This window comes from Nonomuraea sp. NPDC049158, assembly GCF_040648335.1.
Lineage (GTDB): Bacteria > Actinomycetota > Actinomycetes > Streptosporangiales > Streptosporangiaceae > Nonomuraea.
In genome coordinates this window covers 17,737-28,380 of the sequence record NZ_JBEZDM010000071.1, presented here as the reverse complement: position 1 = coordinate 28,380, position 10,644 = coordinate 17,737, and the positions used below count along the sequence as shown (strand labels likewise).

Below are 10,644 nucleotides of genomic sequence, written 5' to 3'. Positions count from 1 at the left end.
GTATTTGGGGTGTGTCGGTTCCCGTGGGGGTGTCTTTGGGGTGTTGTGTTGTCTGGTTGGGGTTTTGGCGGGCGGTCGCGCCGCGTGCCGTGGGGGGCGGGGGGGCGCGCCCGCGGGGGCCCCCCCCACGGCCGCGAAACAAGGACGAAAGACCCTAACGGCCCCTCCCCGATCCGCCGATGCTGGGAAGCATGCAACTAGACGCGTCCGGCCTGCAGGTGCTCTCTCGACAGGAGTGCCTCGGCCTGCTGGACACGGCGCGGATCGGCCGGATCGTCTTCACCGACCGGGCCCTGCCCGCCGTCCAGCCGGTCAACTTCTGCCTGTACGGCGAGCACATCGTGATCCGCACTTCCGTCGGCTCCAAGCTGGCCGCGGCCACCCAGCGGAGCGTGGTCGCCTTCGAAGCCGACGAGTTCGACCCCGACTCGCGTACCGGCTGGTCCGTGACCGCGGTCGGGCACGCGCGAACCGTACACGAACCCGAGGAGATGGCCCGCCTCGCACAACTCCCCCTGATGCCGTGGGCGCCGGGCAGCCGTGACCACTACATCGTGGTGGCGGCCGAGCAGGTTTCCGGCCGCCGCATCACCGCGGCACCGACCACCTGAGCCGCCAGAGCGACCAGCTGAGCCACCGCATCACAGCGGGACCGACCACCTGAGCCGGGTTCCGCCGCCCTCGGGTGAATCGACGGTGAACGTGCCGCCCAGGCGGGTGGCACGTTCTTCCAGGTTGGCCAGCCCGCTGCGCCGGCCATCGGGCTCGATGCCCACCCCGTTGTCGGTGACGACCAGGGTCAGCCGGCCGGCCGCCGCCTCCAGCAGGATGTCGGCCTTGGTCGCCTTGGCGTGCCGTACCAGGTTGGACAGGGCCTCGCGCAGCACGGCCGTCACCTGCTCGGCCGCGGATTGGCCGACCAGCGTGTCGAGCTGCCCTTCCAGACGCAGCCCTGGACGGAAGCCCAGGTGCGCGGCGGCCCCGCCGACCAACTCGGCGATCTGACCGCGCAGCCCGCTCGTCCCCGAACCCTGCAGGGCGAAAATGCTGGCTCGGATCTGCCGGATCGTGTCGTCCAGCTCGTCGACCGCGTGCTGGACCCTGCTCGTGGCCTCAGGACGCTCGATCAGCCTGACGGCGCCCATCAGCGTCATGGCCACCGCGAACAGCCGCTGGATCACCACATCGTGCAGGTCCCTGGCGATCCTGTCGCGGTCTTCCAGCAGGCTGAGCCGCTCCGCGGCGCGACGCACCTCGGCCAGCTCCACCGCGATGGCCGCCTGGCCCGCGAAGGCCTCCAGCATGTGGCCCTCGGCCTCGCTGAACGGCAGCCGCCCCGAGCGCTTGCTCATGGCGACCACCCCGCGCACCGAAGGCGGCGCGCCCAAGGGCACCAGCAGCCGCATGTCGCCCTCGGTGAGCGACTCGCCGCGGGTGTAGACCTCACCCGCCATCGTCGTTGCCACCGCGCACGAGGTGCCCAGCAGCTCGCCCGCCCGGTCGCCCTCGGCGATCTCCACCACCAGCCGGGTGCCGCCGTCGGCGGGCACCATCAGCTCGACCAGGTCGGCATCCGTCATCTCCTTGGCCTTGCTGGTCAGTATGACGAGGACGTCGCGCGGATCGGTGCCGGACAGCAGGCTGGTGGTGATCTCCGAGGAGGCCCGCAGCCACTTCTCCCTCCGCCGGGTCTGCTCGTACAAACGCGCGTTCTCCACCGCCACGCCCGCCGCGGTGGCCAGGGCGATGACGACGGCCTCATCCTCCTCGTCGAACTCTCCGCCACCCCGCTTCTCCGTCAGGTAGAGGTTGCCGAACACCTCCTCACGCATCCGGATCGGCACGCCCAGGAAGGTGCCCATGGGCGGATGGCCGGGCGGGAAACCGTAGGACTCCGGGTGATCGGCGATCCGCGCCAGTCGCAGCGGCCGGGCATCCTTGATCAACAATCCGAGCAGGCCGAGCCCGTGCGGCCAGTGTTCGATCTTGGCGATTTCTTCCTCGGTCAATCCCACGGGTATGAACTCGATCAGCGTGCTCCCATGGCCGATCACCCCCAGTGCGCCGTAACTGGCGTCCACCAGGTTGGTCGCGGTCTCCACGATCCGCCGCAGCACCGTTTCCAGATCGAGATCGCTGCCCACCAACACCACCGCGTCCAGCAGCGCGTGCACGCGGTCGCGCGTGGCGAGCACCGCGTTCAGCCGCACCTGCAGCTCAGCCAGCAACTCGTCCAGCCGCATGGACGGCATCACCGATCCATCGCTCATACCCGCAGTTTCTGCCCGCACGATCGATCGGTAAAGCTCCCGCGAACAGCTGGCGGTAGCCTGTGAGGCGTGACGGCTAATCGGTGATATAGCACTACCCGTGGTTTTGACGGGAGCTTCCCTGCAGCGGACGAGTCTGCGCGATCAGGCGCTGTCGGTGCTGAGGGAGGCGCTGGTCACGGGCGCCCTGGAGCCGGGCGAGGTGTATTCGGCGGCGTCACTGGCGACGGAGCTCGGAGTGTCCACGAGCCCGGTACGCGAGGCGATGCTCGCCCTGGTCGATGAGGGTCTGCTGGAAGCGCTGCCCAATCGGGGATTCCGTGTCGTGTCCTTCACCGAGCAGGACTTCACCGAGATCTTCGAGCTGCGCATGATGCTCGAGGTACCCGGGGCGGGCCGGGTGGCCGAGTTGGGCTTGGGGGATCGTGCGGAGCGGCTGTCGCGGCTCGTCGACGTCATCGAGCGGACGGCCGCGAGCGCGTGCTCGCCCGCCTCGGCCTGACCGCGGCGGACATCGCCCGTCAGGTCGAGGAGACCTTCCTCCGGCTCACTCGCCAACCCCAGGACGCCTCGTCCGCCTGACCCCTGTGGATCAGGCGGAAGATCATGGGTCGGTCAGGTCGGTGAGCGGGCGGCGGACCCCGTGGCTCTCGTCGGCGGCGATGCCGAGCCGCATGAGCATCTGCGGGTAGGCGCCCGCGCACATCCGCTGCCGGAGGAAGTCGCGTAGGTGCGGCTCCTCCAGCACCTGGGTGTGGAAGGCGGCGCTCACCCCGTGGGCCGAGGCGTGCAGCAGCACGTGCTGCAGTGCCTGCCCGGCCGCCAGCCAGGCCTCGCGGGTGTCCTCGCGGGTGGTCAGCAGCGCCACCACCCCGGTGGCGCTCGACGTGCGCTGGTCGGTGTCGGTGCCCCAGGGGTGCTGGTGGGCGTAGTCGCGCTGGGCGAATTCGCCGGCCGGCTGCTTGGGGTAGGCGTCGGCGGGCACGCCGTCGCCTCGGGTGCTTTCCGGTGGGCGCGCCCACCGCATGACCTCGAGGGTGAAGGGCCAGTCCTGCGACTGGACGGCCTGGGCCGCCTCGGTGAGCGCGGCCAGGGCCCGTACGGCGGCGGGCGCCCCGACCGGCGTGAAGGTCGCGCCCTCGGTGGCGGCCTCGCGCTGCCACTGTGCCACGAGCCCCTCGGGCACGGGCGCCTCGGTGAATCCCGCCCGGTGCGTACGCCGTACCTCGATCTGCCCGGCCAGCATGCTGGTGTGCTCGTCCGGCTCGACGGCCTCGCCGAGCCGTACCGTCGCCAGCAGCGAGGGCCGGTCGGGATCGGGCAGGATCCGCACGATCGGCTCCCGGCCGGCCTGGTGCAGCGCGGTACGCAGGTTGAACACGGCCGCCCCGCAGCTGATCAGCATTTCCCTGCCGCCAGGGTCTTCCAGGGCCAGTTTGCGATCGGTGCTCGCGCGGACGGCGATCTCCTGGCCCGTGACGGCGAAGGTCCAGGGCTGGGTGTTGTGCACCGACGGTGCCCAGCGCGCCGCCTCGAGCGCGATGTCGATGGTCATGTCGTTCTCCCAGGTCAGGCCGCGGATCGCCATGGCTCCACGATCCGCCCGCGTGCCTGCCACCGGCAGAGGCCAAAGTCCCATCGATCACGGCCATACGGCACTCCTCGCTGCTTCCGCGGTCAGGGGCGCCAGGGCGTACGGGAACCGGTCGACCGGTCGGCGCGGCTGCGGTACACGATGTAGGGGCGGGTCAGGTAGCCGAGGGGTGCGGTGAGCATGTGCACCAGCCGGGTGAACGGCCAGATGGCGAACAGCAGCAGCGCGCTGAGCGCGTGCAACTGGAACAGGATGGGCGCGCCGGCCATCAGCGCGGGGTCCGGGCTGAAGGAGAAGATCGACCGGAACCAGGGTGAGATGGTGGTGCGATAGTCGTAGCCGCCGCCGATGACATTGGCCGCCACCGTGGCGGCCAGGCCGAGCACGATGGTGGCGCTCAGCACCAGGTACATGAGCTTGTCGTTGCGGGTGGTGGCGGTGAACACCGGTCCGACGGTGCGGCGCCGGTAGATGAGGATCGCCAGGCCGCCGAGGGTGGCGAGGCCCGCGATGGTGCCGAGCAGGACGGCGCCGGCGTGGTAGGCCGCCTCGCTCACGCCTACGGCCTCGGTCCAGCTCTTGGGGATCACCAGCCCGCCGATGTGGCCGAGCAGGACGACCAGGATGCCGAAGTGGAACAGCGGGCTGCCGACCCGCAGCAGCCGCGACTCGTACATCTGTGACGATCGGGTGGTCCAGCCGAACTTGTCGTAGCGGTAGCGCCACACGTGGCCGAGCACGAACACGGTGATCGCCACGTAGGGCGCCACTATCCACAGCAGGATGTCGAGGGCGTTCACCGTGATGCCTCCGTGACGGTGTAGGGCTCCAGCCCGACCTCCTCGGCGGGCGGTCCTTCGGCCGCCAGCCGCAGCGCGGCCTCCTTCTCGCGCGGGCCGGCCGGGGGCAGTGTGGCGGCCACGGCGGCCACCACGTCGGCGTACGGCGAGCGCTCGTCCTCCAGCGCCGTGCGCAGGAGCTCCAGGCCGGCCCGGTGCTCCCGCAGCAGGCGATGGGCCTCCCGCACGGCGCCGCGGGCCGACAGCTCGCACACCACCGCCAGGTGGTCGGGCAGTTCGCCGTCGGCGACCTCGAAGCCCGCGGCGCGCAGGGCGTGCTTGAAACGCAGCAGCGCCCCGCCGCGCTTGCGGGTGTCGCCGTAGGCGTAGTACGTCAGGTACGGGCAGCAGCGTCGCTTGAGGTCGAAGGTCGCCACGTAGTGGGCGGCCAGGTCGGCCTGGGCGGTGCCCGCGACGTGGTCGAGGAAGGCGGTCAGGCGGTCGCGGACCTCCCCGGCGGGCAGCGCGTCCACCGCCTCGGCCAGGACCTGGCGGGCGCCGTACAGCCGCTCGTCGGGGTAGCCGAGCAGCACGCTGGCCACCATGTGGGCGGTCCGCAGTTCGCCTTCTGCCAGAGCCCTCATCATGATCCGTCCCGGTTTCTCTTCGGGAACAGCCCCTCAGGGGTGCCCTTGCCGTCCCAGTTGAGGAGGTTGACCCGACCGCGCAGCTCGCCGACGTCCTCCAGGTCGTCGCCGGTCTGACGCTCGCGCAGCGCGTGGAAGTTCTCCACCGCTACCGGGTCGGGCAGACCGGAGGACTCGCCGAACGGGCCGCTCATACCGGGGCCGCCCTCGTAGTCGAGGCTGCAGCCGGTGGCGCTCTCCTCCAGCCGCGCGCCCTGCTCGGCGTGGGCCTTGGGGATGACGTACCGCTCGTCGTAGGGGGCCAGGGCGAGCAGCCGGTGCATGCCTTCGACCTGCAGGCCGCTCATCCCCACGGCGGCGGCGATCGACTCGTCGGGGTCCTGGCCGAGGTTGAGGCGGCGCATGTAGGAGCGCATGGCGGCCAGGCGGCGCAGCGCGGCCCGCACCGGCCCGGGGTCGCCGGCGGTGAACAGCTCGGCCAGGTAGCCGATCGGGATGCGCAGGGCGTCGATCGCGCCGAACAGGTTGCCGGCGTCCTCGCCGTCGTGGCCGGTGTTCGCCAGCACGTCGACCACGGGCGACAGCGGCGGGATGTACCAGACCATCGGCATCGTGCGGTATTCCGGGTGCAGCGGGAGGGCCACGCCGTACTCGAAGATCAGCTGATGGATCGGGGAGTTACGGGCCGCCTCCAGCCAGTCCTCGGGGATGCCCGCCGCCCGGGCGGCGGCGATCACCTCGGGGTCGCGCGGATCCAGCAGCACGCTCTTGTGCGCCTCGTACAGATCCTTCTCGTCCGGGACGGAGGCGGCCTCCAGGACCCGGTCGGCGTCGTAGAGCAGCAGGCCGAGGTAGCGCAGGCGGCCCACGCACGTCTCCGAGCAGACCGTGGGGATGCCGACCTCGACCCGGGGATAGCAGAAGGTGCATTTCTCCGCCTTGCCGGTGCGGTGGTTGAAGTACACCTTCTTGTACGGGCAGCCGGTCACGCACATGCGCCAGCCGCGGCAGCGGTCCTGGTCGACCAGGACGATGCCGTCCTCGGAGCGCTTGTACATCGCGCCGGACGGGCAGGAGGCCACGCACGAGGGGTTGAGGCAGTGCTCGCAGATGCGCGGCAGGTAGAACATGAACGCCTGCTCGAACTCCAGCTTCACCTGGTCCGACAGCTTACGGAGAACCGGGTCGGCGGCGGTGAGCTCGGGGCCGCCGGCGAGGTTGTCGTCCCAGTTCGCGCTCCAGGTGATCTTCGTGGGCTCACCGGTGATCAGCGACCTGGGCCGGGCGACGGGCGTGTCCTCGCTGGCGGGGGCCGAGAAGAGGCGGTCGTAGTCGTAGGTCCAGGGCTCGTAGTACTGCTGGATGGAGGGCATGAGCGGGTTGGCGAAGATGGTGAGCAGTTTCTTCAGCCGCCCGCCCGCCTTCAGCCGGAGCCGGCCGCGCCGGTTGAGCTCCCAGCCGCCCTTCCAGGTGTCCTGATCCTCGTAGGTGCGTGGGTAGCCCTGGCCGGGGCGGGTCTCGACGTTGTTGAACCAGACGTACTCGACCCCGGCCCGGTTGGTCCAGGCCTGCTTGCAGGTGACCGAGCAGGTGTGGCAGCCGATGCACTTGTCGAGGTTCATCACCATGGCCAGCTGCCCCATGATCCGCATCAGTAGTCGACCTCCTGAGAGCGGCGGCGGATCACGGTGACCTCGTCGCGCTGGTTGCCGGTGGGCCCGAGGTAGTTGAAGGCGAACGACAGCTGGGCGTAGCCGCCGATCAGGTGGGTGGGCTTGACCAGCAGGCGGGTGAGGGAGTTGTGGATGCCGCCGCGCCGCCCGGACGTCTCGCTCTTGGGCACGTCCACGACGCGTTCCTGCGCGTGGTACATGTACACGGTGCCCTCGGGCATCCGGTGGGAGACGACCGCGCGGGCCACGACGACGCCGTTGCGGTTGACCGCCTCGATCCAGTCGTTGTCGCGGATCTTCGCCTTGGCCGCGTCGGCCGGGCTCATCCAGATGGTCGGCCCGCCTCGGGAGAGCGTGAGCATGAGCAGGTTGTCCTGGTATTCGGAGTGGATGGACCACTTCGAGTGCGGGGTGAGGTAGCGCACGGTGATGCCGTCCGCCCCGGATTCGCCGACGCCGGGCTCGCCGAACATCGCGGTCATGTCGAGCGGCGGCCGGTAGGTCGGCAGCGCCTCGCCGGCCTCGTGCATCCAGTCGTGGTCGAGGTAGAAGTGCTGGCGGCCGGTGAGGGTGTGCCAGGGTTTGCGGTGCTCGATGTTGATGGTGAACGGCGAGTAGCGCCGCCCGCCGGTCTCGCTGCCCGACCATTCCGGCGAGGTGATCACGGGCACGGGCCGGGCCTGGGTGTCGGCGAAGGTGATCTGCTTGTGCTCGTCGGCCAGCCCGTCGAACGACGTTCCGGTACGCCGGCCCAGCGTGGCGAACCCCTGGGCGGCCAGGTGCCCGTTGGTGGTGCCGGACAGGGCCAGGATGGCCTCGCACATGTCGCTGTCGCGGGCCAGGGAGGGTCGCCCTGTGGCGCTGCCACTGCGGACGATCCCGGTCATCCGGCTCAGCCGGTCGATCTCGCCGGAGACGTCGTACGTCAGCCCTTTGGTCGTGGCGCCGAGCCGTTCCAGCAGCGGGCCGAGGGCGGCCATCCGCTCCGCCACCGCCCCGTAGTCGCGCTCCACCGTGACGATCTTGGGGAAGTCGCGTCCCGGGGTGGGCGGCCGGCCCGTCACGCGCCAGTCGTGCACCCGCCCGTGCGGGGTGGCCAGCTCGTCGGGCGTGTCGTGCGTCAGCGGCATGGCCACCACGTCCGTACGCGTGCCCAGGTGGGTCCTGGCCAGGTCGCTGAAGGCCCTGGCGATGGCGTGGAAGGCGGCGAAGTCGGTACGGGTCTGCCAGGGCGGGTCGATCGCCGGGGTGAAGGCGTGCACGAACGGGTGCATGTCGGTGGAGGACAGGTCGTGCTTCTCGTACCAGGTGGCGGCGGGCAGCACGATGTCGGAGAACAACGTGGTGGAGGTCATCCGGAAGTCCAGCGACAGCAGCAGATCCAGCTTGCCGCGCGGCGCCTGCTCCGGCCAGGTCAGGCTCCGCGGCCGCTGTCCGGGCGCGGCCTCCTCGGCCCGCACGGACGAGTCGGTGCCCAGCAGATGGCGCAGGAAGTACTCGTTGCCCTTGGCCGAGGAGCCGAGCAGGTTGGCCCGCCACACGGTCAGCACGCGCGGCCAGTTCGCGGGCGCGTCAGGGTCCTCGCAGGCGAAGCCGAGCCGGCCCGAGGCGACCTGCTCGGCCACGTACGGCCCCGCCTGCGCGCCCGCCGCGGCCAGCTCGTCGGCCAGGTCGAGCGGATTGCGGTCGAACGTCGGGTACGACGGCATCCAGCCCAGCCGCGCCGACTGCGCCAGCAGGTCGGCGGTGGCCTTGCCGGCGAACGCGCCGTCGCCGAGCGGCGAGGAGAGGACATCGGCCGTGTAGGTGTCGTAGCGCCACTGGTCGGTGTGCAGGTACCAATAGGCAGTGCCGATCATCTGCCGGGGCGGGCGCGACCAGTCCAGGCCGAAGGCGAGCTGCGCCCAGCCGGTGATCGGCCGGCACTTCTCCTGGCCGACGTAGTGCGCCCAGCCGCCGCCGTTGACGCCCTGGCAGCCGGTCAGTGTGGTCAGCGCCAGGAACGAGCGGTAGATGGTGTCGGAGTGGAACCAGTGGTTCGTCCCCGCCCCCATGATGATCATGGACCGGCCGCCGGACTCCTCGGCGTTGCGCGCGAACTCGCGGGCGATCCGGGCCGCTTTGGCCGCGGGCACGCCGGTGATCGCCTCCTGCCAGGCCGGGGTGTACGGCTCCGCCGCGTCGTCGTAGCCGGACGGCCAGCGCCCCGGCAGCCCGTCGCGGGCCACGCCGTACTGGGCGAGCATCAGGTCGTACACCGTGGTGACCAGGTGGCCGCCGACCCGCCGCACCGGCACGCCCCGCTCCAGCACCCCGTCGCCGTGCCCGTCGAAGCGCGGCAGGGCGACCGTCAGCGCCTGCTCGCCCAGGACGGTCAGCAGCGGATCCACCTCGCCCAGGTCGAGGTTCCAGCGGCCCCGCCCCTGCTCGGAGTGGCGGAAGGCGAGCGAGCCGTTCGGCACGACCGGCTCGCCGGTCCCCGCGTCCAGCAGCACCGTGGCGAACGCCGCCTCCTCCCCCTCCTGCCCCAGGTCGGCCGCGGTGAGGAACTTGTCCGGCACGTACGACCCGGCCCGCTCCCGCAGCCGGACCAGGAACGGCAGGTCGGTGAAGCGCTTGACGTAGTCGGTGAACCCGGCCGTCGGCCGGTCGGCGAAGAACTCCTTGAGGATCACCTGCCCCATCGCCATGGCCAGCGCGCCGTCCGTGCCCGGGTGCGGGGCCAGCCACTCGTCGGCGAACTTGGCGGCGTCGTTGTAGTCGGGCGCGAGCACCACCACCTTCTGGCCCCGGTAGCGCGCCTCGGCCATGAAGTGGGCGTCGGGCGTGCGGGTGACCGGCACGTTCGAGCCCCACAGCATCAGGTACGAGGCGTCCCACCAGTCGGCCGACTCCGGCACGTCCGTCTGGTCGCCGAACACCTGCGGGGAGGCCACCGGCAGGTCGGCGTACCAGTCGTAGAACGACAGCATCGCCCCGCCGATCAACGACACGAACCGGGCGCCCACCGCGTGGGAGGCCATCGACATGGCCGGAATCGGGGAGAAACCGGCCACCCGGTCGGGGCCGTAGGTCTTGATGGTGTGCACGTGCGCCGCGGCGATGATCTCGCAGGCCTCGTCCCAGGTGACGCGCACCAGACCGCCCTTGCCGCGGGCCGACTGGTAGCGGCGGCGCTTGTCCGGGTCCGTGGTGATCTCGGCCCAGGCGGCGACCGGGTCGCCGAGCCTCGCCTTCGCCTCCCGGTACATCTCCACCAGGACGCCCCTGGCGTACGGGAAACGGACCCTGGTGGGCGAGTAGGTGTACCAGGAGAAGGCGGCGCCGCGCGGGCAGCCGCGTGGCTCGTACTCGGGCCGGTCGCCGCCCACGCTGGGGTAGTCGGTCTGCTGGGCCTCCCAGGTGATCACGCCGTCCTTGACGTACACCTTCCAGGAGCAGGAGCCGGTGCAGTTGACGCCGTGGGTGGAGCGGACGACCTTGTCGTGGCTCCACCGGTCGCGGTAGAAGGCGTCGCCTTGGCGTCCGCCGATCTGGTGCAGGGTCCGCAGGTCGCCGGAGACCGCGCCGGGCCGCAGGTGCCGGCCGAGTCTCAGAAGGGCGTCGCTGACCGGCCCGTCCATACCCGCCATACGCACAGCTCCTTCATCTAGCTCCTCGAAACCGGACATGCCTCTCCAT

The 10,644-nt window shown here is 70.9% G+C and carries 8 protein-coding genes; 2 read left to right on the top strand and 6 right to left on the bottom strand.

All coding sequences use genetic code 11. From position 1 onward, the window contains the following. Window positions 1-191 precede the first annotated feature (191 nt). Window positions 192-611 (top strand): pyridoxamine 5'-phosphate oxidase family protein, encoded by a 420-nt coding sequence (locus AB0B61_RS56715; RefSeq protein WP_358450480.1) that lies wholly within the window; start codon window positions 192-194, stop codon window positions 609-611. Between the two features lie 30 nt (window positions 612-641). Here the strand turns inward: AB0B61_RS56715 and AB0B61_RS56710 are convergent, their stop codons facing one another. Continuing rightward, the gene (locus tag AB0B61_RS56710) at window positions 642-2,270 is read right to left on the bottom strand and encodes a GAF domain-containing protein (protein ID WP_358450478.1); all 1,629 of its coding nucleotides are present in this window, start codon (window positions 2,268-2,270) and stop codon (window positions 642-644) included. A gap of 100 nt (window positions 2,271-2,370) precedes the next feature. Here AB0B61_RS56710 and AB0B61_RS56705 point away from each other — a divergent pair, with 100 nt between their 5' ends. Next, window positions 2,371-2,772 carry a GntR family transcriptional regulator gene (locus tag AB0B61_RS56705; protein ID WP_358450476.1) on the top strand — a complete coding sequence of 134 codons (402 nt, stop codon included), beginning with the start codon at window positions 2,371-2,373 and terminating at the stop codon, window positions 2,770-2,772. 102 nt (window positions 2,773-2,874) lie between these two features. On the opposite strand, the gene AB0B61_RS56700 is transcribed toward AB0B61_RS56705, so the two are convergent. The 5 genes from AB0B61_RS56700 to AB0B61_RS56680 form a co-directional block, all read right to left on the bottom strand. Further along, the gene (locus AB0B61_RS56700) at window positions 2,875-3,858 is read right to left on the bottom strand and encodes a hypothetical protein (protein ID WP_358450474.1); all 984 of its coding nucleotides are present in this window, start codon (window positions 3,856-3,858) and stop codon (window positions 2,875-2,877) included. Between the two features lie 89 nt (window positions 3,859-3,947). After that, complete coding sequence (narI, locus tag AB0B61_RS56695) at window positions 3,948-4,664, bottom strand: respiratory nitrate reductase subunit gamma (protein ID WP_358450472.1); 717 nt, start codon at window positions 4,662-4,664, stop codon at window positions 3,948-3,950. Further along, window positions 4,661-5,290 (bottom strand): nitrate reductase molybdenum cofactor assembly chaperone, encoded by a 630-nt coding sequence (narJ, locus tag AB0B61_RS56690; RefSeq protein WP_358450470.1) that lies wholly within the window; start codon window positions 5,288-5,290, stop codon window positions 4,661-4,663. The genes narI and narJ overlap by 4 nt, the downstream gene beginning before the upstream one ends. Next, the gene (narH, locus tag AB0B61_RS56685) at window positions 5,287-6,942 is read right to left on the bottom strand and encodes a nitrate reductase subunit beta (RefSeq protein WP_358450468.1); all 1,656 of its coding nucleotides are present in this window, start codon (window positions 6,940-6,942) and stop codon (window positions 5,287-5,289) included. Before narH ends, narJ begins: the two co-directional genes overlap by 4 nt. Beyond that, window positions 6,942-10,595: a nitrate reductase subunit alpha gene (locus tag AB0B61_RS56680; RefSeq protein ID WP_358450466.1), complete on the bottom strand. Its 3,654-nt coding sequence runs from the start codon at window positions 10,593-10,595 to the stop codon at window positions 6,942-6,944. Before AB0B61_RS56680 ends, narH begins: the two co-directional genes overlap by 1 nt. Window positions 10,596-10,644 lie beyond the last annotated feature (49 nt).

What these genes read in the sequence shown, in the direction of transcription:
- AB0B61_RS56715 (WP_358450480.1), top strand. Translation starts at nt 192, where the DNA reads ATGCAACTAGACGCGTCCGGCCTGCAGGTGCTCTCTCGACAGGAGTGC.
- AB0B61_RS56710 (WP_358450478.1), bottom strand. Translation starts at nt 2,270, where the DNA reads ATGAGCGATGGATCGGTGATGCCGTCCATGCGGCTGGACGAGTTGCTG.
- AB0B61_RS56700 (WP_358450474.1), bottom strand. Translation starts at nt 3,858, where the DNA reads ATGGCGATCCGCGGCCTGACCTGGGAGAACGACATGACCATCGACATC.
- narJ (WP_358450470.1), bottom strand. Translation starts at nt 5,290, where the DNA reads ATGATGAGGGCTCTGGCAGAAGGCGAACTGCGGACCGCCCACATGGTG.
- narH (WP_358450468.1), bottom strand. Translation starts at nt 6,942, where the DNA reads ATGCGGATCATGGGGCAGCTGGCCATGGTGATGAACCTCGACAAGTGC.
- AB0B61_RS56680 (WP_358450466.1), bottom strand. Translation starts at nt 10,595, where the DNA reads ATGGCGGGTATGGACGGGCCGGTCAGCGACGCCCTTCTGAGACTCGGC.